The sequence below is a fragment of the Synechocystis sp. FACHB-908 genome (genome assembly GCF_014698595.1).
In the GTDB taxonomy this organism is placed as follows: Bacteria; Cyanobacteriota; Cyanobacteriia; order Cyanobacteriales; family Microcystaceae; genus Synechocystis.
On record NZ_JACJTH010000038.1, the window covers coordinates 27113 to 53296 of the forward strand.

Annotated in this window: 23 protein-coding genes and 1 tRNA gene; 12 read left to right on the plus strand and 12 right to left on the minus strand. The window is 48.0% G+C overall.

The genetic code is table 11. From position 1 onward, the window contains the following. The first annotated feature begins 438 nt into the window (after positions 1–438). Positions 439–1122: a lipoyl(octanoyl) transferase LipB gene (gene lipB, locus H6G46_RS14680; RefSeq protein ID WP_010873245.1), complete on the plus strand. Its 684-nt coding sequence runs from the start codon at positions 439–441 to the stop codon at positions 1120–1122. Here the strand turns inward: lipB and H6G46_RS14685 are convergent. The 4 genes from H6G46_RS14685 to H6G46_RS14700 form a co-directional block, all read right to left on the minus strand. Continuing rightward, a complete protein-coding gene (locus tag H6G46_RS14685; RefSeq protein WP_010873246.1) occupies positions 1103–1393 on the minus strand; it encodes a hypothetical protein in 291 nt (96 codons plus the stop codon). The two genes, lipB and H6G46_RS14685, sit on opposite strands and share 20 nt — an antisense overlap. Before the next feature lie 200 nt (positions 1394–1593). After that, positions 1594–1665: transfer RNA gene (locus tag H6G46_RS14690), tRNA-Lys, on the minus strand. 159 nt (positions 1666–1824) lie between these two features. Then, the gene (gene glgA / locus H6G46_RS14695) at positions 1825–3258 is read right to left on the minus strand and encodes a glycogen synthase GlgA (RefSeq protein WP_010873247.1); all 1434 of its coding nucleotides are present in this window, start codon (positions 3256–3258) and stop codon (positions 1825–1827) included. Between the two features lie 203 nt (positions 3259–3461). Next, a complete protein-coding gene (locus H6G46_RS14700) occupies positions 3462–3956 on the minus strand; it encodes a DUF1830 domain-containing protein (RefSeq protein WP_010873248.1) in 495 nt (164 codons plus the stop codon). A 145-nt stretch (positions 3957–4101) separates the two neighbouring features. Here H6G46_RS14700 and H6G46_RS14705 point away from each other — a divergent pair, with 145 nt between their 5' ends. Further along, positions 4102–5697 (plus strand): photosystem II high light acclimation radical SAM protein, encoded by a 1596-nt coding sequence (locus tag H6G46_RS14705; RefSeq protein ID WP_010873249.1) that lies wholly within the window; start codon positions 4102–4104, stop codon positions 5695–5697. Positions 5698–5737: 40 nt separating this feature from the next. On the opposite strand, the gene H6G46_RS14710 is transcribed toward H6G46_RS14705, so the two are convergent. Continuing rightward, positions 5738–6775 carry an RNA polymerase sigma factor, RpoD/SigA family gene (locus tag H6G46_RS14710; RefSeq protein ID WP_010873250.1) on the minus strand — a complete coding sequence of 346 codons (1038 nt, stop codon included), beginning with the start codon at positions 6773–6775 and terminating at the stop codon, positions 5738–5740. 460 nt (positions 6776–7235) lie between these two features. Here H6G46_RS14710 and era point away from each other — a divergent pair, with 460 nt between their 5' ends. From era to H6G46_RS14735, 5 genes are read left to right on the plus strand one after another with little or no spacing between them, the layout of a single operon-like run. Further along, entirely contained in the window at positions 7236–8183 is a 948-nt protein-coding gene (gene era / locus H6G46_RS14715) for a GTPase Era (protein ID WP_010873251.1), read from the plus strand. A gap of 9 nt (positions 8184–8192) precedes the next feature. Next, positions 8193–11480 carry a hybrid sensor histidine kinase/response regulator gene (locus tag H6G46_RS14720; RefSeq protein ID WP_010873252.1) on the plus strand — a complete coding sequence of 1096 codons (3288 nt, stop codon included), beginning with the start codon at positions 8193–8195 and terminating at the stop codon, positions 11478–11480. Continuing rightward, positions 11480–14608: an alpha-mannosidase gene (locus H6G46_RS14725; protein WP_010873253.1), complete on the plus strand. Its 3129-nt coding sequence runs from the start codon at positions 11480–11482 to the stop codon at positions 14606–14608. The genes H6G46_RS14720 and H6G46_RS14725 overlap by 1 nt, the downstream gene beginning before the upstream one ends. After that, positions 14601–15485 carry an ABC transporter permease gene (locus tag H6G46_RS14730; RefSeq protein WP_010873254.1) on the plus strand — a complete coding sequence of 295 codons (885 nt, stop codon included), beginning with the start codon at positions 14601–14603 and terminating at the stop codon, positions 15483–15485. The genes H6G46_RS14725 and H6G46_RS14730 overlap by 8 nt, the downstream gene beginning before the upstream one ends. A 47-nt stretch (positions 15486–15532) precedes the next feature. After that, positions 15533–16018 (plus strand): MEKHLA domain-containing protein, encoded by a 486-nt coding sequence (locus tag H6G46_RS14735; protein WP_010873255.1) that lies wholly within the window; start codon positions 15533–15535, stop codon positions 16016–16018. 90 nt (positions 16019–16108) lie between these two features. On the opposite strand, the gene H6G46_RS14740 is transcribed toward H6G46_RS14735, so the two are convergent. Both H6G46_RS14740 and ribE read right to left on the minus strand, forming a co-directional pair. After that, complete coding sequence (locus H6G46_RS14740) at positions 16109–16618, minus strand: pentapeptide repeat-containing protein (RefSeq protein WP_010873256.1); 510 nt, start codon at positions 16616–16618, stop codon at positions 16109–16111. Between the two features lie 260 nt (positions 16619–16878). Continuing rightward, positions 16879–17559 (minus strand): riboflavin synthase, encoded by a 681-nt coding sequence (gene ribE / locus H6G46_RS14745; protein WP_010873257.1) that lies wholly within the window; start codon positions 17557–17559, stop codon positions 16879–16881. 191 nt (positions 17560–17750) lie between these two features. On the opposite strand from ribE, the gene H6G46_RS18300 reads away from it, so the two are divergent. From H6G46_RS18300 to H6G46_RS14765, 4 genes are all read left to right on the plus strand, one after another. Further along, the gene (locus H6G46_RS18300) at positions 17751–18053 is read left to right on the plus strand and encodes a hypothetical protein (RefSeq protein ID WP_242018645.1); all 303 of its coding nucleotides are present in this window, start codon (positions 17751–17753) and stop codon (positions 18051–18053) included. A gap of 67 nt (positions 18054–18120) precedes the next feature. Beyond that, complete coding sequence (locus H6G46_RS14755) at positions 18121–19794, plus strand: ABC transporter permease subunit (RefSeq protein WP_010873259.1); 1674 nt, start codon at positions 18121–18123, stop codon at positions 19792–19794. A 49-nt stretch (positions 19795–19843) separates the two neighbouring features. Next, entirely contained in the window at positions 19844–20317 is a 474-nt protein-coding gene (locus H6G46_RS14760) for a low molecular weight protein-tyrosine-phosphatase (protein WP_010873260.1), read from the plus strand. Positions 20318–20405: 88 nt separating this feature from the next. After that, complete coding sequence (locus H6G46_RS14765) at positions 20406–21389, plus strand: ROK family protein (RefSeq protein WP_010873261.1); 984 nt, start codon at positions 20406–20408, stop codon at positions 21387–21389. Positions 21390–21402: 13 nt separating this feature from the next. On the opposite strand, the gene H6G46_RS14770 is transcribed toward H6G46_RS14765, so the two are convergent. The 5 genes from H6G46_RS14770 to psaC all read right to left on the minus strand — a co-directional run bounded on the left by H6G46_RS14770 (position 21403) and on the right by psaC (position 24191). After that, complete coding sequence (locus H6G46_RS14770) at positions 21403–21906, minus strand: DUF2062 domain-containing protein (protein ID WP_223211275.1); 504 nt, start codon at positions 21904–21906, stop codon at positions 21403–21405. A gap of 115 nt (positions 21907–22021) precedes the next feature. After that, complete coding sequence (locus H6G46_RS14775; RefSeq protein WP_010873263.1) at positions 22022–22609, minus strand: NYN domain-containing protein; 588 nt, start codon at positions 22607–22609, stop codon at positions 22022–22024. 188 nt (positions 22610–22797) lie between these two features. Continuing rightward, positions 22798–23358 carry a Uma2 family endonuclease gene (locus H6G46_RS14780; protein WP_010873264.1) on the minus strand — a complete coding sequence of 187 codons (561 nt, stop codon included), beginning with the start codon at positions 23356–23358 and terminating at the stop codon, positions 22798–22800. Between the two features lie 51 nt (positions 23359–23409). Next, on the minus strand, positions 23410–23679 hold the full coding sequence (locus tag H6G46_RS14785; protein WP_010873265.1) for a helix-turn-helix transcriptional regulator: 270 nt from the start codon (positions 23677–23679) through the stop codon (positions 23410–23412). Positions 23680–23945: 266 nt separating this feature from the next. After that, complete coding sequence (gene psaC, locus H6G46_RS14790) at positions 23946–24191, minus strand: photosystem I iron-sulfur center protein PsaC (protein WP_002764973.1); 246 nt, start codon at positions 24189–24191, stop codon at positions 23946–23948. 368 nt (positions 24192–24559) lie between these two features. Here psaC and H6G46_RS14795 point away from each other — a divergent pair, with 368 nt between their 5' ends. After that, entirely contained in the window at positions 24560–26137 is a 1578-nt protein-coding gene (locus H6G46_RS14795; RefSeq protein ID WP_010873266.1) for an NAD(P)H-quinone oxidoreductase subunit 4, read from the plus strand. Positions 26138–26184: the final 47 nt, after the last annotated feature.

The following is a 26184-nucleotide window of genomic DNA, read 5'->3' on the forward strand; positions in this document are numbered from 1 at the left end:
CTCCCTTCGTAAAATTAATAAAAAATGAGCAATGGTTGGTTTTCCGCAGATCTAAACTTAAGTTATAAAAACTAAGTTAGATTGGGCAATTTTTCCGAGAAACAGTGAGGTGGAATCATTACTTAAAATGCCTTTCTGCTAAAGATATCAAAAGCATGGATCATTGAAAAAACACCATAAATTTGAGCTTGGTGATGAATTATAAACCCAACCTTGTTATTCTCTAGTTTACTTTTAATCATCCCTAGGGTAGAGGTAAAGTTTTCCAGAAAATTGTGGTGGTAAATAATTAACTCCTAAGACTATCTTCAGATTAGCACTATGTATTGAATAAGACCTAATCGGTCAGGTGATTTTGACTTTCCTTTGCATCTCTTTACGTTTCTTAATTTCTGCCAACTTTGAACTTTAGTTTGATTCCGTTTCCTTTGTAGCGCCATGGCCAATCCTTCCTGTCGTTTATTATCGTTCGGACTTGTGCCCTACTGCCAAGCTTGGCAATATCAGCGGCGATGGGTCAGAGCCAAACAGCGCGATCGCCAACGGGAGGACGGACTAATGTTGTTGGAGCATCCCCCGGTCTACACCCTGGGCACTGGCTCCCAAACCAAATATCTGAAGTTCGACCCGGCATATCCCCCAGCGGAATTGTGGCGCACGGAACGGGGTGGGGAAGTCACTTACCATTGTCCGGGGCAATTGGTAGGCTATCCGATCCTGGATTTAAACCATTTCCAGAAGGATCTGCACTGGTATTTACGACAACTGGAAGAGGTGCTGATCATCACCCTGGAGAAATTGGACCTGCAGGGGGAACGCATTGCTGGTTTAACGGGGGTTTGGTTGGAAGGTCATAAGGTAGCGGCGATCGCCATTAAGGTTAGTGGCTGGGTTACGTGCCATGGTTTTGCTTTGAATATTTGCCCCGACCTAGAGGGATTTAGTCACATTGTGCCCTGTGGCATTGGCGATCGGCCTGTAGGAAGCCTAAACCAGTTCTTGCCTGGTCTCACTGTGGAGATAGTTCAACCTCTAGTTATTCAAGCCTTTGCCGAAGTATTTCCGGTTACCTGGATCGCCACTGGAGAAATGCCCTGCTGGCTTAGCGACGATGTTGCTTAGTTAACATGGGCAGAGGTTGTCGCTGGGTACTACCACTGGGGGGCAAATAACGGCGGGGAGATTGTTTCACGGCGATCGCCTTAGTTTTTTCTGACTGCCACCAGCGTATGCCCACCCCTAACATGGCTACCATTAAGCCCAGGGAAAATAAACTCCATTTACCATCTACTCCACCCATGACCATATCCACCGCCGCCACAATTAGAATGAAGCTGGAAATCGGCTCACGGCGATAAAAAACTTTGACAAAACGGGGCCAGTAAAAATTCATTCCTAAATGGTTCCAAAACCCTCTGGGGGAAGCTCAACTACAATATAGCCTTTATTTGTAATTTCTCTCGGCTGTGAACGGGATGGTTAAGCTGGCAGTAACCAAGGAGGAAGGGCTTGGCAAAAGCAAAATTCTAAGGGCGAGCGATCAAGACCACCATTAGGGAGCTTTTGGTAACATGTTTGGAGTTTTGGAAAAAATGGGTCGCCTGGGATTCGAACCCAAGACCAATCGGTTAAAAGCCGAGTGCTCTACCGCTGAGCTAGCGACCCGTTGTGCTTCATTGGCACGATTTATAACGTTAACATAGCTTTTGCTTCACCACAAGCATTGATCAGAAAAAATTTTCAAATTTGCCTAGGCAAGGAGAATTGGGGTCGGCAGTGGAGCGGGATTAGGGTTCAGGATTTTACTTCACTGCCGGGAGATTGTTAGCGATAGGAAGCAGTTAACTCAGCGATTTTTTCCTCTTCCATGGGGCTTAATTCCTCCGGTTTCCCCACCACGCCCTTATAAACTTTGATATATTCCCCGGCGGAACGGTACCAACTAAAGTCTGCCCGCATGGCCCGTTGCTGTAATTTTTGCCAATCTGCCTTGAAACGGAAACCCTCCCAGGCCCGCACCATGGCCGTAAAGCAATCCAGGGGTTCATAACGGTCAAAGCAATAGCCGGTGCCGGCTTCATTGATAGGATCGTAGAAGGATACCGTATCCACCAAACCCCCTGTCCGCCGCACAATGGGGATACAGCCATAACGCATGGCCATCAATTGACTCAGCCCACAGGGCTCAAAGCGAGAAGGCATTAAAAACACATCCGCCCCGGCATAGACTCGACGGGAAAGGGCATCGTTGTGGAGTAATTGCACCGCCATCCGCCCAGGAAATCGGGAAGCCATCTGCCAAAGTTGGGTTTCGTAATGGCGATCGCCAGTGCCGAGGATAATTAACTGGGAATCGGTGTAGGACATGAAGCGGTCAAGGATCTGAATCACCAAATCAATCCCCTTTTGTTCCACCAAGCGAGCCACTATACCCACCACCATGGCATTACGATTAATTTCTAACCCCGTTTCCTCCTGGATGGCAATTTTATTTTTCACCCGCTTGTCCAAACTGTCCGCATCGAAAACATTGCTGATAAAGCGGTCTTCCGCCGGGTTGTAAATCTCCGTATCAATACCGTTGAGAATACCGACTAAATTACCACTCAGGTAGGACAATAACCCTTCCAGCTTTTCCCCATAGGCCGGGGTTTGGATCTGTTGGGCATAGGTGGGAGAAACGGTAGTCACCCGATTGGCAAATTGAATCGCCGCCGCCATCACATTGTCTCCCTGCATGTACCAAGGACACCAAGTCATAGTTTCAAGCAAGCCCCGCCAGGGCCCTTGGTAAGCAAGATTATGGATGGTGAAAACGGTGGCGATGTCTGGGGACTGATGCATCCAAACAGGGATCATGCCAGTGTGCCAATCATGGCAATGGATAATTTCCGGCTTCCAATGGTTCCAGGCAAATTCAGCTGCCCCGTTAGAAAAAAAAGTGAACCGCCACGCCTCGTCATCTCCGCCATAGATCCTTCGGGAGTCGAAAGCTGGATGGCCGAACAAGTAGAGAGGAATTTTGGTGTCCGGTAGATAGGACTGGTAAACAGCAAACTGCTGGAACATGGCTTCCCCTTTCCAGACCGGCTCCTTGGGCACATCAATCTTGTCGCCGATGAAACCGTAGTAGGGCATGAAGACACGGACATCATGGCCCAACTGATGCAGAACTTTAGGCAGGGAACCCACCACATCCCCCATGCCACCTACCTTTGCTAGGGGGGATACTTCCGCCGCCACAAATAAAATCTTCATACCGTCGTTATTCCACTAATTGAGTTCAGGGCCTGGTTGCCATACTTTCCGCTCAATTATATGACGGTGGTGGTTACCCATCGGAGAGAGTAATTAACAGTTTCTGCTTTCCATCCCTATACCTTTTTCTTAGTGCTTTGTCCGTGGACTATCCATTGCCGGCCGGTGGCATGGCCTAAGTATTCCAATTCATTAATTCATTGCTAAGCCACTAAGGATTGGGAAGTCATATCCTCGGACTCGTGTTCTTTTTCTGGAGAGATGAAACCGCCCGCTGCTAATCCGTCGGGATCAATACTCAGTTGTTCGCAGGGAATGGTGTCCGAAATAATCGAGCTGGCCATCATGCCAGTATGAATTTCTAACTGAGCGCTGGGCACTGCCTCAAATACTAACCGTTGACCAGGGAACACAACTCTTTCAAAATACCAATTAGGGACATTGGTAATGCGGGCCACTTGGATTTGATTGGTGGCATTGACGTAGCAACAGAATAAGGCTGATGGCTGGTTGTTGGGGATGGGATCAAGAATTTGGGACATGGCAGGCATGGGATTTTTATTAAAAAAAGGTCTTTTAACTATTCTGGACAAAGCTAACACCCGCTGATCCCGATCCGCTGTAAAGATAATTACAATCAAATTTTTTGACTCTGGCTTTGTCCCTGGACTCAAGAAAATTTTTCCGAGGCATTGCACTTTGGCGTTGGTGATTACTTGGGGCTAGAACGGTCAGAATGCTGAGGGTGGCGGCTCCGAGCAATCGTTAAGATATATTACAATTGTGAGTAAGTGGGGGTAGTCCCTCCCGTTGCTGATCTCACCCTACCAGTGCCCCAACGCCATGATCGATCGCCTTTTGTACGTTCGTCTTCCCTGTAACCCGATTTTCCCCATTGGGGTGATTTATCTGGCGGACCATGTCCATAAATGTTTTCCGGCGACCGCCCAGCGGATTTTCGATTTAGGCACCATTCCTCCCCTGGATTTCAACCGGGCCCTTGATGAATGTATTGATGAATTTCAGCCGACAATTTTGGTTTTTTCCTGGCGGGACATTCAAATCTATGCTCCGGTGGGGGGTAGGGGTGGTAATCCCCTGCAGAACGCGTTTGAGTTTTACTACGGAAAAAATCCCTTGGTGAAGCTGAGGGGAGCCTTAGGTGGTTTGAAAGTTACCAGTGCCTATTACGGCGAATTATGGCGTAATTTAAGACTAATAAACCGGGGATTGCGGAGGGCAAAGCGTTATTGCAGTGATCCCCAAATCATTGTCGGGGGCGGAGCAGTTAGTGTTTTTTACGAACAGTTAAAAACCAAGTTGCCAGCGGGCACCATTGTGTCTGTGGGAGAAGGGGAAACCCTGTTAGAAAAATATCTACGGGGGCAAACCATTGAAGACGAACGGTGTTACATAGTCGGCCGCAGTCAGCCCCGGCCCCGGTTAATCCATGAACAGCCCTCCCCCATGGTAAAAACTGCCTGTGATTATGACTACATCGAGCAAATTTGGCCGGCCTTTGACTATTACCTCCAGGAGGATGATTTTTACCTAGGGGTACAAACTAAGCGGGGTTGTCCCCACAATTGCTGTTACTGCGTTTACACCGTGGTGGAAGGGAAACAGGTCAGAATTAATCCCGCCGCCGAAGTGGTCAAGGAAATGCGGCAACTTTATGACCGGGGCATTCGCAATTTTTGGTTCACCGATGCTCAATTTATTCCGGCTAGGGTTTTTATAGATGATGTGGTGGAATTGCTGGAGGCGATCGCCGCGTCGGGCATGGAGGATATCCATTGGGCTGCCTATATCCGAGCTGACAATTTAACCCCTCGGTTGTGTGAACTGATGGTACAAACGGGGATGAACTACTTTGAAATTGGTATCACCAGTGGTTCCCAGGAATTGGTACGCAAAATGCGCATGGGTTACAATCTCCGCACCGTGTTACAGAATTGTCGGGATCTAAAGGGGGCAGGCTTTAATGATTTGGTTTCCGTCAATTATTCCTTCAATGTTATTGATGAAACCCTAGACACCATCCGCCAAACCATTGCCTACCATCGGGAGTTAGAAGCTATTTTTGGGGCAGACAAAGTAGAACCAGCCATTTTCTTCATTGGGCTACAGCCCCACACCCATCTGGAAACCTATGCCCTGGACAAGGAAATTCTCAAACCAGGCTATGACCCCATGAGCATGATGCCCTGGACCGCCAAAAAATTACTCTGGAATCCAGAACCCCTCGGCTCGTTTTTCGGCGAAGTTTGCCTCCAGGCTTGGCAACAAAATCCCAATGATTTCGGTCGAGAAGTGATGAATATTCTCGAGCAACGGCTGGGCAAAGCTGATCTCGAAACAGCCCTCCACTCCCCCCTGCCCGACAAAAAAAAATTTCCCCCTACCATGGCAGAGGGAAAAAAACTCAGTCCTATTTAGCTTGGCCAGATGCTGGCCGAGTGGCACCGTAGTTGGGCAACTAACTGGCGATAATATACTCTGCCATATTAGCCCGCCGACGCTTCAGTTGCGCAAGGGCTTGGTTTTCTAATTGGCGGACCCTTTCCCGGCTGATGTTGAGATGCTGGCCGATTTTAGCCAAAGATAGCTCTTGGCCATCGTTAAGACCAAAACGCATGGTCAGCACAGCCTGTTGCTGGGGTGTTAATTCCGCCAGTAAATTTTGCAGGTCTTGACGCATGGACTCCTGGGTGATGTAAGCATCGGGGGAAACCCCTTCGTCCTCCAAGAGTTCGGACAATTCTGTGTCCTGATTATCCCCCACCCGCACATCGAGGGAGATGGGTTGGCGCGACAGACTGAGGTACTCGCGAATTTGACTAGGGTCAATTTCCAGAGCCTTGGCTACTTCGGCGGGGGTGGCACTGCGGCCCAATTGTTGGGAAAGTTCCCGTTGGGTTTTTTTGATTTTGTTTAACTTTTCAGTGATATGAATGGGCAAACGGATAGTCCGGCCCTGTTGGGCGATCGCCCGGGTGATGGCTTGGCGAATCCACCAGTAGGCATAGGTGGAGAATTTATAACCCTTGGTGGGGTCGAATTTTTCCACCCCCCGTTCTAAACCCAGGCTACCTTCTTGGATCAAATCCAAAAACTCCATATTGCGCTTCTGATATTTCTTGGCGATCGCCACCACCAACCGGAGGTTAGCTTCAATCATTTTCCGTTTGGCCCGTTCCCCTTGGCCCAGATAGCGGTGTAATTTCGTCACCGACAAATCCGCCGCTTCCGCCCATTCCGGGTCGGAGGGCTCTCGGCCCAATCTGTCAGCCAGGGCTTTCTTGTGCTCCAGCAGGGCCATCATTTGTTGGACTTGTTTACCGAGGATAATTTCTTGCTCATGGGTTAACAGGGGTACCCGACCAATTTCATGGAGATAGGACCTCACCATATCGGCGGTGAAAGTGGGGGGGGAGGTAGGGGAGGAGAGATTGGCGGTGGGCATTCGGAATGACTCCTTAATGAAGAGCAACAGAATAACTGTCACTGTTACCATCTTTCCCAAAAATGTCTTAGACTAAGTCATTGATGGTGGAGAATAGGGTAGTGCAGTCGTCAATTTTTTTTACACCGTGTCCTAACGAGTGGGCCTTTAGACGCCGCAAATGGTGACAAGGTTCGGGAATAAATAATAATTTTTGTGGTTCTAGGCTGGGGCGTTACCGCCGAAACCAATACCACGCTCCTACAGCCGCATAGCTAAAAAGATACCCAAAAAATCAATATCACCATGATGACGAATCATTAAGGGATTCCACAAGGGCCAAGATGAAGGATTACCGAATGGCACAGTGGGGTTAACCCAACATATTTTTTTGTCAAGCTGGCAAGCCGTTTTCCAGGCGGATAGTTTACCTCCTTGACTTTTTCCTCTGGTTGATTAACTCAGTGGAGTTTTTAACGTTTTTCCGCTTGACCCTCCATAAACTAAGGAATTTTTAGGCTTGATTTTTTCAATGGATATTCCCAACACCACCGCAACCATTGCAACTATTCCCCAGGCTCCTGCGGGTTTTCGTTCCGGCTTTGTGGCCATTGTCGGCCGTCCCAATGTGGGTAAATCAACTTTGATGAACCAATTGGTCGGACAAAAAATTGCCATCACTTCCCCCGTAGCCCAAACCACTCGCAACCGCTTACAGGGCATTATCACCACCCCCAGCAGTCAGATAATTTTGCTCGATACCCCTGGTATTCACAAACCCCACCATGAGTTGGGAAGGGTGCTGGTAAAAAATGCGATCCAAGCTATCCATAGCGTTGATCTAGTCGTTTTTCTTGTGGACAGCAGTGCAACTTTGGGACGGGGAGACCGGTTTGTGGTGGATTTGCTGCAAAAAACTGACGGGCCGGTGGTGGTAGGACTCAATAAACAGGACCAACAGCCCCCAGACCAGCGGGAAGAACTTAACGCTAGCTATGAAACCCTGACAGAAAACCATGGTTGGCCCTGCTTTAAATTTTCTGCTTTGACGGGGGAAGGTTTAAGCAATTTTCAGAGTGCCTTGGAGGCAAGACTGGATCCTGGCCCCTATTACTATCCGCCGGATTTGGTCACCGACCAGCCGGAACGGTTCATTATGGCCGAGTTAATTCGGGAGCAGATTTTGTTGCTCACCCGCCAGGAGGTGCCTCACTCCGTGGCGATCGCCATTGAGAAGGTGGAAGAAACGCCCGAACGCACCAATGTTTTTGCCGCCATCACAGTGGAAAGAGGTTCCCAAAAGGGCATTATCATTGGCCAAAAAGGTAGTATGCTTCAGGCGATCGGCACTGCGGCCCGGCAACAAATTCAAAAATTAATTTCCGGGGATGTTTATTTAAAACTATTTGTGAAAGTTGAACCAAAATGGCGGCAGTCTCGCCAGCAGTTGTTAGAATTTGGATACCGTGTGGAAGAGTAGCAAGAAGCAATGACTAGCGATCCCAATCCAGCCCAGGCATTTGAAAATTGGTTTGAGGAGGAAGAGGGGGATGACGCCTTTACTTCCCTCATTGCCGGTGAGGAGACTAACAGTGGGATTGAAGAACTGGATTTTGGCGATTTATTTGAGGGAGAACCCACCGTCATCCAGGGTGAAGGGTTTGGCTCGCCGTCCTCTGGAGAGGAAGATCCGCCGGTCCGCATGACCCTAGATTTTAATTCCCCGGAAGCGGAACTAGACGCTCTCTTTACCGATGAGGATGCCCCCACAACGGCGATCGATCCCTTTGAAAGCTCCAGTTGGCTAGAAATCGACCAGATGATGGAAGCTGATCCCCTGGCTTCCATTCCTGAGACCAATGCCCCCGCTTACCAGACCGCTGGTGGCCTAGATGACAATGACCTAGCCGAATTGCAGGATTTACTAGGAGTAGGGGACGTCGAGCCCGCCATTACCAACCCTGGTTTGCACTCCTTTGCTGGGGCTGATCGGGTAACTCCATTGACAAATGAGGTCCTGCTTTTTGCGGCGATCGATGACTTAGACGGATTGATTAATGCCCCTGTCCTGGACGAAGAATTTTCCTTTACCGAACTAGAGACTTTAATCGATACCCCAGCCCCAAAATCTTTTGCCACCATCAGCCATCCTTTTCGTTTACCGGTGGCTATGGAGGAAGACGAGGATGAATTCAAAGACTTAGAAGCATTATTAGAGCAAGCGGATAGCAGTCTGGGGGGGGGCATAGCCGGCATGGGAGGGGCTCGGCTGCCCGCTCGACCTAGGCAGGTTAAATCCCGTAGTTTTGAGCAAACTATGCGGGTGCCCATCAAACAACTTGACAACCTCAGTAACCTGATCGGGGAGCTAGTGGTCAAACGGAATCGCCTTGAACAGGATCAGGAGCGTTTACGACAGTTTTTGGATAATCTGCTCAACCAAGCCCAAAACCTCAGCGATGTGGGGGGGCGGATGCAGGATTTATACGAAAGAACTTTGTTGGAAGGGGCCCTTTTAGCCAGCCGCAGCACCAACAGCCGTCACCACTCCTCGAAAACCACCTACCCCGATGCCAGGATCACGGCCTCTAGTTCCTCGACCATGAATGACCAGCCTTTGGATGCGCTGGAAATGGATCGATTTACCGGATTTCACCTGCTTTCCCAGGAGATGATCGAGTTAATTGTGCGGGTGCGGGAATCTGCGTCGGATATTCAGTACTTGGTGGACGAGACAGATCAGGTGGCCCGAACCCTCCGGCAGGTGACTACGCAGTTACAGGAGGGAATGACCAAATCTCGCATGGTGCCCTTTACCCAAACCGCCGATCGCCTGCCACGGGCCATCCGGGAAGTGTCCATGAAATTGAATAAAAAAGTCAACCTAGAGGTGGAAGGGGGCGACGTGCTCATCGACAAAATGATTTTGGAGCACCTCTACAATCCCATGACCCATTTGGTTAACAATGCCATCACCCACGGTATTGAAACCCCAGCAGAACGACAAAAATTAGGCAAATCCCCCGAAGGGCATCTAGCAGTGCGGGCCTTTCTCCAGGGCAACCAAACCCTGATCACCGTCTCCGATGATGGAGCAGGGATCAACACGGAAATGGTTAAACAAAAAGCAGTGGAAAAAGGGCTCATTAGCCGTATGGAGGCCCAGAGCCTATCCCAGTCAGAGGTTTATGACCTCCTGTTCCATGCTGGTTTTAGCACCAAGGACACAGCGGACGACTTTGCCGGTAGGGGAGTAGGTCTTGACGTGGTACGCACCAGTCTGATCGATATTCGCGGAGCCATCAACATTGAATCCACTGTGGGCAAGGGCACCACTTTTACCATTCGTTTGCCCCTCACCCTGAGCATTTGCAAAGCCCTTTGTTGCCTGAGCGATCGGGCTCGCATCGCCTTTCCCATGGACGGGGTGGAAGATACCAGGGACTATTTGCCCAAAGACATTGTTACCGATGAGGATGGTCAAAAGTGCGTTAAATACGGCAAGGAAGCCCTGCTTTTACCGCTCTATCCCCTCAAAGATTTGCTCAACTATAACCGGCAATTAAGCCGGGGTAGTGTGTATGGGGGCAAGCAAGAGGAAGATGTGGTGCGGGTCATCATTGCCCGGGGGAGTTCTGGTAACCTGTTAGCCCTCCAGATAGACCAGGTATTAGGGGAAGAAGAAATTGTTATCAAGCAAATTGAAGGGCCCATTCCCAAACCTCCAGGCATTGCCGGGGCTACCGTGCGGGGGGATGGTAGCATCATGCCCATTGCCGATGTTTTGGAACTGATCGAAATTGCCCAGGGTCGTCTCCGCACTGACAGCAGTGGTGGACTATGGCGCAAAACCCTGACCCCCACGGTCAATGAAGTCCACATGGACCCCACTGTGCTAATTGTGGACGACTCCATCACGGTGCGGGAATTGCTCTCCCTCAGTTTCAAAAAAGCTGGTTTCCGGGTAGAACAGGCTAGGGATGGACAGGAAGCCTGGGATCAACTCAAGTCTGGTCTGCCCTGTGACTTGGTCTTCTGTGACATTGAAATGCCCCGCAAAAATGGCTTGGAATTGTTATCGGAACTGCAAGCAGACGAAGAACTATCTTCCATTCCAGTGGCCTTACTCACTTCCAGGGGAGCCGATCGCCATCGTAAAGTGGCGGCCAAGCTGGGGGCAACGGGCTATTTCACCAAGCCCTATACAGAAAAAGACATTTTGGACGCGGCCAACCGGATGTTGAATGGGGAGGTGTTACTCCCCGGCAGTACCCGCAAAACTAATTCCATTCTTTCTCGCTTCAAAAAAGCCCGAGGCAACTTCTCCGAAGAAGCTCCCACCATTGTGAGAAGTAATCCAGGTACCCTACGTTCGACGGTGTTAATTATTGATGACTCGGTGATGGTGCGGGAAATGCTTTCTATGACCTTTAAAAAAGCCGATTACCATACAGAAACTGCTCGGGATGGCCAGGATGCCTGGGAAAAACTCAAGTCTGGCTTACCCTGTGATTTGATTCTCTGTGACATTGAAATGCCCCGCATGAACGGTCTGGAATTATTGGAGCGCATTCAAGAAGATCCCAACCTTTCCCGTATTCCAGTGGCCATGATTACCTCCCGGGGAGCACAAAAAATGCAGCGCATGGCAGCAGAAAAAGGCGCCAAGGGATACTTTGTGAAGCCCTACATTGAGGAAACTTTATTGGAAGCCAGTCAAAGGTTGATAAGGGGAGAAGTGTTGCTAGATTTGGCCGCTCTAAGTGCAGACGAGTAATGACAGAATCGTTGAGTCCCTTACTGCCGGAAATTAGTATCGCCCTGGTGCTGGAACAACTAAGGCGTTTATGTCGGCAAAATTGTCAAAGCCATTGGTATTGCTTACCTGGTGCGCCTTGGGAGATTTCTGATTGGCAAACTTATCCATTGGGTAAAGTTAACGAGAAGGGTTATTTAATTTGGGAAAAAGGCGAAAAAACCCAATGGTTTGCCCAAACTTTTACCGTGCCTAAAGCTTTGGCGGACTATCCTTTAGATGGTTTGACATTGCGGTTAGCTTTAACTTGGTGGGCCAAGGATGCTCAAATTTTTGTTAATGGCGAGTTAGTTCAAGCTGGGGATTTATTTGATTCTAAAGCTAGAGTTTTGTTAACTGATAACTCCCAAATTGGTCGAACATTTACCGTAGCTTTAAAGTTAACTAGTTCCGGCCATGACATTGGTGGATTGATGCAGTCCCAATTAATTTTTGAGCGGAAATATCCTGACCTAGATCCGGGTTTTATTGCTGACGAAATTGAAGTTCTAAGCTTATATTTAGCTCAATTTGAATCAGAAAGACTAGCTCAATTAAGTAAAACTTTAGAAGCAATTACTTGGAATAAAATTTCAGATCAAGAACAATTTGATCAATCATTACTGCAACTTCGCCAGCGGTTACTACTGTTAACTGAAGGACTAAAACAACAACAAATAAATTTACTAGGGCATGCCCATCTAGATATGGCTTGGTTATGGCAGTTGGAGGAGACTTGGGAAGTAGGAGAAAGAACTTTTCAATCAGTCATTAATTTACAAACAGAGTTTGCTGATTTAGTGTTTGGCCACACCAGTCCGGTTTTATACCAATGGATTGAAGAGCATCTACCGGCATTATTTGAGCAAATTCAAGTAGCAATTAAAAAAGGAAACTGGGAACTTTTAGGAGGCATGTGGGTTGAACCAGAAGTAAATATTATTAGCGGTGAATCCTTAGCCCGTCAATTTCTTTATGGCCAGAGGTATTTTGAAGCAAAGTTTGGTCAAATTAGCAAAGTTGCTTGGCTTCCCGATAGTTTTGGTTTTTGTGGTCAGTTGCCCCAAATTTTTCATCAAAGTGGGATCGATTATTTTGTTACTGGGAAACTCCACTGGAACGATACTAATTCCTTTCCCCATGGGGCTTTCCACTGGCGATCGCCGGATGGGACAGAAATTTTCACAGTAATGTCTCCCCCCAACCTAGCTGGAGTAATGGATAATCAACCCTTACCTATGGCTAATTATGCTAATCGTTGGCAAGAGCAAACCGGACTTAAGGAATGTCTTTGGTTGCCGGGGGTGGGAGACCATGGCGGTGGCCCCAGTCGGGATATGTGGGAGATGAAGGAACGGTGGCAAAATTCGGAATTTTTCCCAACTATTAACACAGCCAAGGCTGAACATTTTTTAGCTGGCATTAAACAGAAGTTACAATCAGATCAGTCTTTTCCTATTTGGGAAAGGGAATTATATTTGGAATTGCATCGGGGCTGTTTTACTGTTCATGCTGACCAAAAACTTTATAATCGCCAGTGTGAACATTTACTCTATGAAGCAGAACTTTGGAGTAGTTTTGCTAATTGGTTAGGCGGCTATAGCTACCCCAAAGAAAAACTAGAACTAGCTTGGAAAAAAGTTTTACTAAACCAGTTCCACGATATTTTGCCAGGGACTTCTATTCCTGAGGTTTTTGTTACTGCTAATCAAGCTTGGCAAGAAGTTTACCAAACTACTAATAAAATCATTAATCAAGCACTAAAACATCTCAGTGATCAGATTAATTATCCTAGTTATCACCATGATTCAACCGAACGAGAGACACCACTATTAGTTTTTAATCCTCTCCATTGGTCACAAAGTCAGCTTGTGGAAATTCCCATTCAAGAAGGCAAGCATTATCAAGTTTATGATGGTCAAACAAAAACGTTGGTTAATAGTCAAATTACAGCGGAAGGTAGTCTAATATTTTTAGTTGACTCGCCACCTTTGACTTGTAAGTACTATTGGTTAAAAACAAAAGAGCCTTTATCCAACAGTCAGCAACTTGAATCTTTCAGTCAAGACCCTATTTTGAATAATGGTTTACTCAAAGTTGAAATTAGTTTGGATAATGGGGAAATAGCCAGCATTTATGACTTAGCTAACCAACGCCAAGTTTTGGCTGGCCATGGCAATCAGCTACAATTTTTCCGCGACCAAGGGCAATATTGGGATGCCTGGAATATTGATCCCAATTACGAGCAATATCCTTTATCTTCTGCAAAATTGATCAATTACCAATGGCTGGAACAAGGTCCCCTGCATTGGCGCTTAAGGGTGGTCAAAAAATTTCAGCAATCGGTTTTTACCCAGGACTATTGCTTAACCAAAGATTCTCCATTACTAGAAATTAAAACTGAAGTGGATTGGCAAGAAACCCACGTGATGGTGAAAGCAGCTTTTCCGATCGCTTTGCAAAGTGAATTTTTTACTACGGAAGCTCCTTGTGCTGTGGTTGATCGCCCAACTAATCCCCAAACTGAGACAGAAAAAGCCCAATGGGAAGTACCCCACCAACATTGGTTTTCCTTAACTGATCAAACGGAAAATTATGGGGTTAGTTTGCTTAATAATTGTAAATATGGTTGTGATGTGAAAGATAATTTAATGCGCTTAACTCTTCTGCGTAGTAGCGTGTGGCCAGATCCAAGCGCTGACCGGGGTAAACATAAATTTAGTTATTACTTTTATCCCCATCAAGGAAATTGGCAATCGGCAAAAACGGTAGCCGTGGGTTATGGTATCCATCGTCCTTTGCGGACCTATTTTCCTGAAAATTTCAACCCCTTATCAAGTCAAAAATTATTATCTCCGGGAGAGCCCTGGTTAAACCTTGGCAGCGATAATCTTTGTTTAATGGCTCTGAAGTTAAGGGAAGATTATCCTGATCAATGGGTATTGCGATGTTACGAAATGTCAGGAGAATCAGCCCAATTAGAAGTAATCACAGCTTTTGACCATAGGGTTAAAACAAGGCTAAATTTGTTGGAGGAAGCCCAACCAGAGGAAAATAATAACCATGTTAATCCCTGGCAAATTGTTAGCGTCTGCTTAGCCTATGACTAAAACTTTTCCCCTTTCCGGTCAAAGTGTGGCCATTAACTTACAAAGAAAAATTTTCCAAAAGCCACTAGCTTCCTTGAGCCTAATCACCCTGATCATAATTGTTTTATCGGTGGTTTTTGGTCCAATCTTTTATCGAGTTCCCATTGACCAAATTGATTTTAGCCAAACAGCGGTGCCCCCTAGTTGGCAACATCCCCTAGGAACTAATGATTTAGGACAGGATCAATTGGCTCGGTTACTTATTGGTGGCCGGATTTCTCTAGCAGTGGGCCTCAGTGCCATGGCCGTGTCTCTCACCTTAGGCACCTTAATCGGGGCGATCGCCGGTTATTTTGGGGGGTGGTGGGACGTGATTTTAATGCGGATTACGGACTTATTCTTAGCCCTGCCCCAATTACCTTTAGTGCTACTGGTGGTCTATTTATTTCGGGAGCCGGTCACCAGGGCTACTTCCCCCGAAAAAGGTATTTTCATCTTGGTGGTTTTACTGATTGGTTTGCTCAATTGGATGAGTGTGGCTCGGTTGGTACGGGGCAATATTTTGCGCCTACGGGAAATGGAATTTGTCAAAGCGGCGATCGCCATGGGGGCAGGTTCTAACCATATTATTTGGCGACATTTGTTACCCAATGTGTTGAATTTAATCATTGTGGCCGCTAGTTTGGCCGTCGGCAATGCCATTATTACCGAATCAACTTTGAGCTTTTTAGGCTTAGGATTTCCCCCCGATGTGCCCACCTGGGGCCAGATGCTTTACACCGCCAAGGATTATTTGGAAACGGCACCATTGATGGCAGTTTTTCCGGGCTTAGCTATTTTTATTACCGTTTTAAGTGTTAATTATTTGGGGGACGGCATTGGCATAAAAAATAGTTAATGATGCAACCCTATTGATCAATCTTAGTTAAGCTCAAAATAAATTTCATGATTCGTCCAGTTCCCGATGCTAGTAATCAGTTTTATTTAGACCATATTAATTTACTACGTCAAAGTTATGAGCGCTTAACTGGTAAAACCTTTGGGCCCAGCGGATTAACCGGGGTGGCCCTAGCCCAGGCCGTCTATGAAGCTCCCTACGTAGTAGTTTCCCATGGCATAGAGCCTGACCCAATTTTTAATTATGCTAATCTTACTGCCCAAAAATTATTTGAATTTCCCTGGGTAGAATTTTGTCAATTGCCATCCCGTCAGTCCGCAGAACTTCCTAATCAAACGGAAAGGCAACAATTGTTAGATACCGTCAGCCGCCAAGGTTTTATTGAAAATTACCAAGGTATACGCATTGCCAAGGGTGGTGGCCGCTTTTGGATTAAAAATGTTACCGTTTGGAATCTCTACGACGGCGAAGGGATTTATCGGGGTCAGGGGGCAATTTATAGTGATTGGGAGAATATTGTTGAAAAGCTTTAAAATTTAAAATAGCCCAGACAATTTGCCAAAATATTGGCAATTTTACTCCAGGATTTTCAACTTAAATTAACAATTTTTATACACTTTTAACTATCTGCAACCCAAACTATCCCTGGTAGCTACCCCTGTCACTGGATTAACTCCCTCCGCCCGTTCACACATCAGCTTGACTTGGTAAGCATCAATCACCGCATCGCTGAAGTCGGCCCCGGTGATATCGGTGTCGTAAAAACGGGTGCGGGTGGCGATCGCCTCGGTGAAAATAGTGTCCCGCAGGTCGGCAAAATCCAGGGTAACCCGGTCTACGAGGGAACCACTTAGATTCGCTCCCCGTAAACTGGCATGGAGAAAAACTGCATCGGTGAGGATGGAAAAGCTGAGATCACTGCCCTCAAAATTGCTTTCCCGTAAATCCGCCGCCGCAAATACCGCCTTATTCAAATCCTGGTGGGAAAAATCTGATCGGGCCAGATCTCCGTAGGTATAGTTCACCGTATTGGCTTGGGCCAAGGCCGATGGCGCCCAGAGCAACACCAAGGCGATCGCCAGGATGAGTATTTGTAACCATCGCCGCCAGCTAAAAACGAGGAAAGAAGACATAGGAGCAAGTCTAGGCAAATTTTGCAATATTTTTCCCCAGCCTAGCAAAACAATTGGGTGGAGCAAAGGCAATTTAATTTGATTAAATTTGAATTTAAAAGGCAATTTCTGATCCCAAAATTCTTAGAGCATGTTTCAAAAGCCCCCCTGACCCCCCAAATTTGGGGGGAAACTGAGTGAAACTCCCCCAGTATTGCCGGAGCTTTAGTGGGTCGATTTAGGGGGATAAATACCTAGCCTTGCACTTTTCAAACACTTTCTTAGCCGTAGCCATGTTCCGCCAAAAAGGCTAGATCGATGTCCTTTGTTTGACCCATGGCCCGACCCCGGGACAAAAATCGGGCCGCATATTTACCCAAAATATCCCCCTCTAAATTGACCCAATCCCCCGGCTGCAATAACTGCAAATTAGTTTCGCTGTAGGTATGGGGAATCACGGCCACGTTAAACCAGTCTTCGCCGCAATCCGCCACGGTTAAACTGATGCCATTGACGGCAATACTACCCTTGGGCACCAAATAGGGAGCTAAATATTCCTGCCATTGCTTCTGTAAACTGCCCACTGAGCCGAAGCTGAGCAACCAGGCGTTATTGATTTGTTCATTGCTCAATAATTGCCCTACCCCGTCCACGTGGCCGGAAACAAAATGCCCCCCCACTTTTCCCCCCACCCGGAGGGAAGTTTCAATGTTGACCGCTGTGCGCCTTTCCTTAGCCCGTCCTAAGGTAGTGCGTTGTAAGGTTTCGGGGGAAACGTCGGCAAAAAATCCCTGGTGGGCGATCGCCTCTACGGTGAGGCAAACCCCATCTACAGCAATGCTGTCCCCTAGGGCCATATCCCCCAAAACCCGTTGGGCATCGTTGGGGCTAAGGGAAATTTCCAGGCGATCGGCCCGCTGAGCAGAAAGATAACCGAGGGATTGGATAATGCCAGTGAACACAATGGGACAAACCTTAGAAGATTAATTACAATTGTGCCAGTTGGGGGCCAATGCCATGGCTGGAGGGAGAGTTGCAGCTCGGGGTGGTCAAGGTTAGGGAAACGAGTCTAGAGTTCCCTTGGCATTATCTGGTCTCAATTAAGCATACCTTTGCCTTCGGTCAACCCCGGAAAACGGTCAATACCTTTACAATGGGTACTGTTCTTGTCCGTCGAAGAGATGATATGACTGATAATCCGGAAAAAGACGCATTTCTGTATCCCAAAAGCAAATATTATGGGGATTTCAAACCGGAGAAGCTGGTTTTCAACGCAAATTTGCAAGAATTTGCCCAAAAGGTGAGCGTTATTTGTAACCTAGAGACAGCGGGTAAAATCGAGACGATGGAAGCTTACGAGCGCATTAAGCAACTTTGGAAGAGTCTTAAGGAAAGCAAAAAGGAATTGGGCATTGGGGGAGACCCGTTTAAACCCACTGATCCCCCCAGCAGTTAATTTTCCCTGTTACGGCCTAGTGTTCCTGACCCGGAAGAATTTGCTTTGCCCCTGTGTTTGATTTGCCGTGTTTAATTTTTTGACCGTTCTCCCCTCTCCTCCCAAGGTATTGCTTAATTTTTGGGTGCTGACCAGTTTGCTGATTGCCGTTTGGATTGCGGTGCCGGTAATTTTTGTTTTTCTAGGCATTTTTTCCTGGCAGGGGGAAATTTTCAGTCACCTCTGGGCAACGGTGCTGGGGGAATATATCCGTAACTCTTTAGCCCTGATGCTGGGGGTGGGAGCCGGAGTTTTCGTGTTAGGGGTGGGCACCGCTTGGCTTGTGACCATGTGTCGATTTCCGGGTTGCCGCTGGCTAGAATGGGCTTTATTGTTGCCCCTGTCCGCCCCGGCCTATTTGTTGGCCTACGGTTATAGCAATCTTTTGGACTTTTACGGCCCCGTACAGACCCTACTACGCTCCATCTTCGGTTGGCAATCCGCCCCTGAGTATTGGTTTCCCCAGATCCGTTCCCTTTGGGGGGCGATCGCCATTTTGGCGTTGGTGTCCTATCCCTACGTTTACCTGTTGGCCCGCATTGCTTTTTTAGAACAGGGAGTTTGCACCTTAGAAGCTAGTCGTTCCCTGGGTTGTAATCCTTGGCAAAGTTTCAGTCGGGTGGCTTTACCCCTGGCTCGACCGGCGATCGCCGCTGGCTTGGCGTTGGTGATGATGGAGACTCTGAACGATTTTGGCACAGTGCAATATTTTGGCGTTAATACCTTCACCACAGGTATTTATTCCACCTGGTTCGGCTTTGGGGAAAGGCAAGGGGCCACCCAACTGGCCGCCTTTTTAATGATTTTTGTCTTCTTGTTAGTAGTACTGGAACGCTGGTCCCGCCGGCAAGCCAAGTTTTATCAATCTAGCAGTCCCCACCAAAATCTCCCCCGTTATCAACTCCGGGGCCTAAGGGCGATCGGGGCATTAGCTTTTTGTCTTTTTCCTTTCCTACTGGGCTTTTTAATTCCCGCCAGTTATCTTTTATATCTCACCGTTTCCTATGCCCAGGAGGTCCGTAACAATAACTTCTTTCAACTGGCTTCCCACAGTTTAATTCTCTCCTTCCTCACCGCGGCGATCGCCTTAGTAATTGGTTTAATCCTGGTTTATGGCCAAAGGTTGAGCCGTCAACCCCTCACTTCCTTTGCCGTCAAAGTTGCTTCCATGGGCTATGCCATCCCTGGTTCTGTCATTGCGGTGGGGGTGCTGATTCCAGCGGGCAACTTTGACAATTGGCTGGCTGATTGGTGGGAAAATATGTGGGGCGTAAAAATTGGTCTTCTGCTGAGTGGTACCATTGCCATCCTGGTCTACGCCTATCTGGTCAGGTTTTTGGCTGTGGCCCTGGGTTCCTTGGAAGGCAGTTTGGGCAAAATTAAACCCACTTTGGACGATGCGGCCCGTAGTTTGGGCAAAAGCCCCAGCCAAATTCTCTGGCAAGTACACACTCCCCTCATGACCGGCGGTCTGCTCACCGCTGTGATGTTAGTATTCGTGGATGTCATGAAGGAATTGCCCGCTACCTTGGTAATTCGCCCCTTTAACTTTGACACCCTCGCCATCCGAGTTTACCAATATGCCTCCGATGAAAGACTGATTGAAGCCGCTGCTCCAGCCCTGACCATTATTCTGGCGGGGATGTTGCCGGTGATTTTCCTGAGCGTGCAAATTGCCCGTTCTCGCCCCAGCGAAGGATAAATTTGCCGGATAATCCGTTCAAAATCCGTTTGATTTCGACCTTTTGCCCATGAAATTGTTATTTGTTTGTTTAGGTAACATTTGTCGATCGCCAGCGGCGGAAAATATCATGAACGCCCAGATTGACCAAGCAGGCTTGGGGGCAAAAATTGTTTGCGACTCTGCCGGTACTTCCAGCTACCATGTGGGAGATTCCCCCGATCGCCGCATGACAGAAAGCTTGAAAAAACGGGGTTATCGGGTGCAGGGAAGAGCTAGACAGTTTTTTCCCGAAGATTTTGCAGAATTTGACTTAATTCTAGCTATGGACGGGGATAATTACCGCAATATTCTAGCCCAGGATCCAGCAGGGCAATATCACCATAAAGTAAAAATGATCTGCGATTACACCGAAAAATTTGGCGATCGGGAAGTTCCCGACCCCTATTATGGCGGGCAGGCTGGTTTTGAGCATGTGATTGATTTGCTAGAAGATGCCTGCGGTAATTTGCTCACTAGCTTGGGCAAGGAATTGGTTAATTAGCAAGCGGTTGTTGAACCAAAGGGTTCTTTTTACCTGTGTTTAACAGTTGGAGGAGTATGGGTGAGGCCCATTGTGGTGTTGCCAGCCCGTGCTGGTATGGCTCCCCTGGGGGGTAGAATTAGCAAGATTTTCCCAATTTTCCCTTAATGGCATGAGTTCTCCCTCTTCCATACATCGTGAAGTCATCGGCATTGACATTGGTGGTTCTTCCATTAAGTTTGGCCGGTTCCTGAGCAATGGAGATTGCACCGAGTCCTTGGTTTTGCCCACCCCCCAACCGGCTTTACCCAAGGCAGTTTATGCTCAGTTGGCCCATGGTATTGACCTGTTGAAAAATTCAGCTTGTGTGGCGATCGGTGTTGGGATGCCGGGACCAGCGGACGCAGCAGGACGGGTGGCCCAGTTGGCAATTAATTTGCCCCAGTGGCACGACATTCCTTTGGCGGATTGGTTGGAAGACCATGGACAGTTGCCGACGGTATTGGAGAATGATGCCAATTGTGCTGGCTTGGGGGAAGCTTGGCTCGGAGCGGGCAGGGATTATCGTAATTTTATTTTGCTTACCCTGGGCACGGGGGTGGGGGGGGCGGTGTTTTTAAATGGCAAATTGTTTACGGGGCCCCAAGGAGCCGGGGGGGAATTGGGACTAATTTCCATTGAAACGGAAGGCTATCCTTGCAATAGCGGCAATCGGGGTTCTTTGGAGCAACATGCTTCTGCCCAAACCCTACGGCGGGAAATGAATTTGACCGGCCTGGAATTGGCCCAATTGGCCGCCAAGGGGGATGCGGAGGCGATCGCCTACTGGGAAAAGTTCGGCCAGCGGTTGGGCATGGGCATTGCGAACTTGGTCTATGTGTTGACCCCAGAGGCAGTAATTATTGGGGGAGGGCTAAGCGCCAGCTCCAGTTACTTTTTTCCCTCCATGGCATCGGAAATTGAGGAAAGGGTGCTATTACCTTCCCGTCGGGGATTAAAAATTTTGGTGGCCCAACTGGGTAACCGAGCTGGCATGATCGGTGCGGCCCGCCTAGCCTGGCAAAAGTTGGTTTATCGCACCGATGGCCCTTGAACTATATGAGGAACTAACGACTGCGAATCTTCGACCTCTGTTTACGGATGGCCAGCCAAGTGAAGCTTCTCAAGCCAAAGACATAGGCTGTTAAGCCCACCCCAGCCCCTGCCACCAACGATCCCACAAACAGGGCGATCGCCGCATCGCCACCATACTTTAGTAACTCGGTTGACTGCCAATCTAATTCGCTGAAGGGGATGCCTTCCCGTTGCAACAGCAATAGCCCCAGACGATAGTTAAACCAATAAATCGGCACATAGGTCAAAGGATTACTGATCCAAGTGGCCCCCGCTGCCACAATTTTATTGCCTCGTAGGGGAATGGCCAGCACCAAGGCGATCGCCGTTTGCAGACCGAAAAAGGGAAACATCCCAGCAAAGGAACCCACGGCCAAACCCCGGGCCAAGGCATGGGGAGTACTCTGTAGTCGTAATAGCTTGACGTATAGATAGCGGATTTGTCTTTGCCACAGGCGCCAGTGGCCGGCTTTACGGGGGGGAGTCAAGTTAACCAAGGTGCTTGAGGGGGGTAAGGAGTGGGGAAGATTATCAGTTATTTTAACTAAGATGTTGCTAAATTCCCCATTCCTAAACCGGTCCGGGGCAGAAACCCAATCTTCCATTGCCCCACTAATCGACGCCATAACGCCATTGACTAAGCTTTTCCCGCACTGATGGGTCTAATTTGTGCACCCAGCCCCGTTGCTTTTCCCCCAAGGGTTTACCCTTTGGCGATCGCCGTTGACTCTTTTTGCCGTACTGTTTAGCCTGTTGGCGAACTTGAGCTCGACTTTGATCCACCTCCTGGGCCAGAAGATGGGCCGACATCCATTCTGCACCGTAACCCACCACGGTTAATTGCTGAGCGCGATCGGAGGTGGCGACAATTACCCGACCGGGATACTCATAGGTGTGACGGCGATAATGGGCACAACGCTTTTCAATGAACGTATCGGCAGTCTGGAGCCAGGCAGTGTAGTGGATGGAAAGGTGGGGGCTGGGATGCTCTTGGCTAGCAGGGCTTTGTTGGTACTGAGCATCGAAAACCACTTGGGTTTGATAGCCTTGGTGACTGCTGTAGCTAATCAGTTCATCAATTAGGGTTTGCCGGGCCATCTCCAGCCCAAAGCGTTCACGGGTTTGTTTCAGGTGATTCCATTGGCCGATGATGTTGTAACCATCTACCAGTAGTAGTGCGTTGTAAGTGGGGGGCTTCATGGTGCAAGGAGAAGATCATAGATTGCGGATATGCGGAAAAATCAAAATAATCGACACACCAAAGCCGGGCTCTGACCCAGAAAAAGTTCCCTGGCGATCGCCTTAGCGTTGTGATCGGTCAAAAATGAACGAATCTAAATTTTAACAAAATTTACAAAAATTAAATTTTTCTCCCATAACTCAGCCAATCACATTAGCCAGGCAAAAAGCTCACCAACGGTGACTTGGAAATCTTCAGCAAAGGCTGGAACTGGTATAACTTCAGGTGCTTCATCAACGATCTGGACCTGCTTATCGGGCCGATAAACCAGTAGGGTTTGCTCCTTTGGATCTACGAGCCAGCCCATCTGGGTTCCATGCTCCAGACAGTACAAAATATTTTTAATTACTCGTACTGGACTTTGGTCAGGGGAAAGAATTTCAATAGTCCAATCAGGGGCCAAGTCAAATAGGTCCGCAATTTCTCCTGAATGATCACGGGGAATGCGGTCTTGGGTAAACACAGCAATGTCCGGCACAATGGAGCGATCGCCAAAGGTACAGCGCAGTTCCGAAAGAGCTAATGCCCGCCTTTGGGGACTGAAGACTCGATTTAAATTTGCCGATAATAAGGTTTGCAGGAGGCTATGCTTACCTTTGGGCATCGGCTTTTTTCGAATAGTACCATTAATGTATTCCTGGGCAGGTTTAGTCTCCGGCAATGCCATGAATTCTGCTAAGGATAGTGTCTTTACTGGAGTAGTAACCATAGCTAGGCTTCTTCAGGAAAATGGCCAATCCATCCAATTCACCATACCAATCTAAGACCCACTGCCTTGGCCCGGTAATATACAGCAGTTGACATCATTGAGACAAACCTTGCCCCATTGCAGGGCCCAGCGCACCAATTCCACCCGGTTTTCCGTGTTGGTCTTGGTCAAAATATTACTGACATGGTTATCCACTGTTCTTTTACTAATCTCCAAACGTTCTGACACCTCCTGGTTGGTCAGACCAATCGCCACTAGGTCTAAAATTTCCAATTCACGATCCGATAGGGACGCAGGGGGTTGATAGTTCCCGGCCAGCATGGGTGATTATCCTCAGGTATATTTACTCAGTCGGTAGACTATATTCTATGGTAATCCCCCCGTCAAGCCTAGCTTTGGTCGAAAATCGCCGCTCTGGTAAAAACATTAACTTTCGGATTATTTCGTGCAGGTGAACAAACTTAGATTGAATGTTGACAAACAAACAAATAAAAAAGAAGACCCCAGGGGCCTTCCCAGCTCGAAAGCTGTCAAAGTTTGATCAAAAATTGGAATAATGGCGGGGCCAGTTACCAGATCTATACGATTTAGTAAGCTAAACCCATACTGCGGGTGGTTTCGGCACCCAAATAAACTCGGATACTTAAAAAGTCTGTGGGACAGGCGGTCTCACAACGTTTGCAGCCAACACAATCCTCGGTTCTAGGGGAGGAGGCGATCTGAGCGGCTTTACAACCATCCCAGGGCACCATTTCTAGAACATCGAGGGGGCAAGCCCGGACGCATTGGGTACAACCAATACAGGTATCGTAAATTTTTACACTATGGGACATTGACTATCGGCTCCTTAACCGAGGGTTCTCCGTAAAGTCGAAAAAAATAATATTGTCAGGATTATGGGCTAGTTTACCCCACACCTGAATTTCCTTTCGGAAAAAACGCCATAACTTCAAATTCTGTTACATCTTTAGAGTGACTTTGAGCTTGTAACCAAGAAAAACCGCTTCAACAGAGCTTAAAGCAAAGGTAAAGCGAATCTAAACCATAGAAAAAAACCTGGGTGTGAACAAAAGTTAGACTGGCGGCGATCGCCACTGGCCTACCCGCAACTTAGAAAAAGTTAGGAAAAATTAATCTTTTCTGCGGGCCCGACCGGAAAAATCCCTGCTAGATTATTGTCTGTAAAGACTATCTGGGTAGTATGAACACTTTTCCCTGGCTGACCACGATCATCCTTTTGCCGATTGTGGCGGCTTTATTCATTCCCATTATCCCCGACAAGGACGGTAAAACTGTTAGATGGTATTCCCTGGCGGTGGGGCTAGTAGACTTTGCCCTGATCGTTTATGCCTTCTACAGTGGTTTTGACCTGAGCGAACCGGGATTGCAATTGGTGGAAAGCTACACCTGGCTACCCCAGATTGATCTCAAATGGTCGGTGGGGGCCGATGGCCTTTCCATGCCGTTGATCATTCTCACCGGTTTTATCACCACCTTGGCCACCATGGCCGCCTGGCCGGTGACTCTGAAGCCAAAGCTATTTTATTTCCTGATGTTGCTCATGTACGGTGGGCAAATTGCCGTGTTTGCGGTGCAGGATATTTTGCTCTTTTTCCTAGTCTGGGAATTGGAGTTGGTGCCAGTGTATCTAATTCTCTCCATCTGGGGCGGCAAAAAACGCCTCTACGCCGCAACGAAATTTATTCTCTACACTGCGGGGGGGTCTTTATTCATCCTGCTGGCAGGGCTGACTCTGGCTTTCTACGGTGACGTTAATACCTTTGATATGTCGGCGATCGCCGCTAAGGACATTCCCGTTAACCTGCAATTATTGCTATACGCTGGCTTTTTAATTGCCTACGGCGTTAAGTTGCCCATTTTTCCCCTCCATACCTGGTTACCCGATGCCCACGGGGAAGCCACTGCGCCGGCCCACATGTTGCTGGCGGGCATTCTGTTGAAAATGGGAGGTTATGCCCTGCTGCGGATGAATGTGGGGATGCTCCCCGATGCCCATGCCGTATTTGCCCCGGTTTTGGTGATTCTTGGGGTGGTGAACATTATTTATGCTGCTTTCACCTCCTTTGCCCAACGAAATCTGAAGCGAAAAATTGCCTATTCTTCCATTTCCCACATGGGTTTTGTCCTGATCGGTTTAGCATCTTTCACTGACCTGGGCATGAGTGGGGCCATGTTACAAATGATTTCCCACGGTTTGATTGGGGCCAGTCTGTTCTTTATGGTGGGAGCTACCTATGACCGGACCCATACCCTGATGCTGGATGAAATGGGGGGCATTGGCCAAAAGATGAAAAAAGGTTTTGCCATGTGGACAGCTTGTTCCCTGGCGTCCCTGGCTCTACCGGGGATGAGTGGCTTTGTGGCGGAATTAATGGTGTTTGTGGGTTTTGCCACCAGCGATGCTTATAACCTAGTTTTCCGCACCATTGTGGTTGTCCTTATGGGAGTTGGGGTAATTTTGACCCCCATTTATCTACTCTCCATGCTCCGGGAAATGCTTTACGGTCCCGAAAACGAGGAGTTGGTAAATCACACTAATCTAGTGGACGTGGAACCTCGGGAAGTTTTCATTATTGGTTGTCTGCTCGTGCCCATTATTGGCATTGGTTTCTATCCCAAGCTCATTACCCAGATTTACGATCCCACCATTAATCAATTGGTGCAAACCGCCCGGCGATCTGTGCCGAGTTTGGTCCAACAGGCTAACCTTTCACCCTTGGAAGTCACTGCTTTACGGCCCCCCACCATTGGTTTTTAAGTCGACCAAGAAAAAGGGTAGTTAAACACAGTTAACTCACTTAATTG

Coding starts and splice junctions, on each gene's coding strand:
- lipB (WP_010873245.1), top strand. CDS start 439: ATGGCCAATCCTTCCTGTCGTTTATTATCGTTCGGACTTGTGCCCTAC.
- H6G46_RS14685 (WP_010873246.1), bottom strand. CDS start 1,393: ATGAATTTTTACTGGCCCCGTTTTGTCAAAGTTTTTTATCGCCGTGAG.
- glgA (WP_010873247.1), bottom strand. CDS start 3,258: ATGAAGATTTTATTTGTGGCGGCGGAAGTATCCCCCCTAGCAAAGGTA.
- H6G46_RS14705 (WP_010873249.1), top strand. CDS start 4,102: ATGATCGATCGCCTTTTGTACGTTCGTCTTCCCTGTAACCCGATTTTC.
- H6G46_RS14710 (WP_010873250.1), bottom strand. CDS start 6,775: ATGGTAACAGTGACAGTTATTCTGTTGCTCTTCATTAAGGAGTCATTC.
- era (WP_010873251.1), top strand. CDS start 7,236: ATGGATATTCCCAACACCACCGCAACCATTGCAACTATTCCCCAGGCT.
- H6G46_RS14720 (WP_010873252.1), top strand. CDS start 8,193: ATGACTAGCGATCCCAATCCAGCCCAGGCATTTGAAAATTGGTTTGAG.
- H6G46_RS14725 (WP_010873253.1), top strand. CDS start 11,480: ATGACAGAATCGTTGAGTCCCTTACTGCCGGAAATTAGTATCGCCCTG.
- H6G46_RS14730 (WP_010873254.1), top strand. CDS start 14,601: ATGACTAAAACTTTTCCCCTTTCCGGTCAAAGTGTGGCCATTAACTTA.
- H6G46_RS14735 (WP_010873255.1), top strand. CDS start 15,533: ATGATTCGTCCAGTTCCCGATGCTAGTAATCAGTTTTATTTAGACCAT.
- H6G46_RS14740 (WP_010873256.1), bottom strand. CDS start 16,618: ATGTCTTCTTTCCTCGTTTTTAGCTGGCGGCGATGGTTACAAATACTC.
- H6G46_RS18300 (WP_242018645.1), top strand. CDS start 17,751: ATGGGTACTGTTCTTGTCCGTCGAAGAGATGATATGACTGATAATCCG.
- H6G46_RS14760 (WP_010873260.1), top strand. CDS start 19,844: ATGAAATTGTTATTTGTTTGTTTAGGTAACATTTGTCGATCGCCAGCG.
- H6G46_RS14775 (WP_010873263.1), bottom strand. CDS start 22,609: ATGAAGCCCCCCACTTACAACGCACTACTACTGGTAGATGGTTACAAC.
- H6G46_RS14780 (WP_010873264.1), bottom strand. CDS start 23,358: ATGGTTACTACTCCAGTAAAGACACTATCCTTAGCAGAATTCATGGCA.
- H6G46_RS14785 (WP_010873265.1), bottom strand. CDS start 23,679: ATGCTGGCCGGGAACTATCAACCCCCTGCGTCCCTATCGGATCGTGAA.
- psaC (WP_002764973.1), bottom strand. CDS start 24,191: ATGTCCCATAGTGTAAAAATTTACGATACCTGTATTGGTTGTACCCAA.
- H6G46_RS14795 (WP_010873266.1), top strand. CDS start 24,560: ATGAACACTTTTCCCTGGCTGACCACGATCATCCTTTTGCCGATTGTG.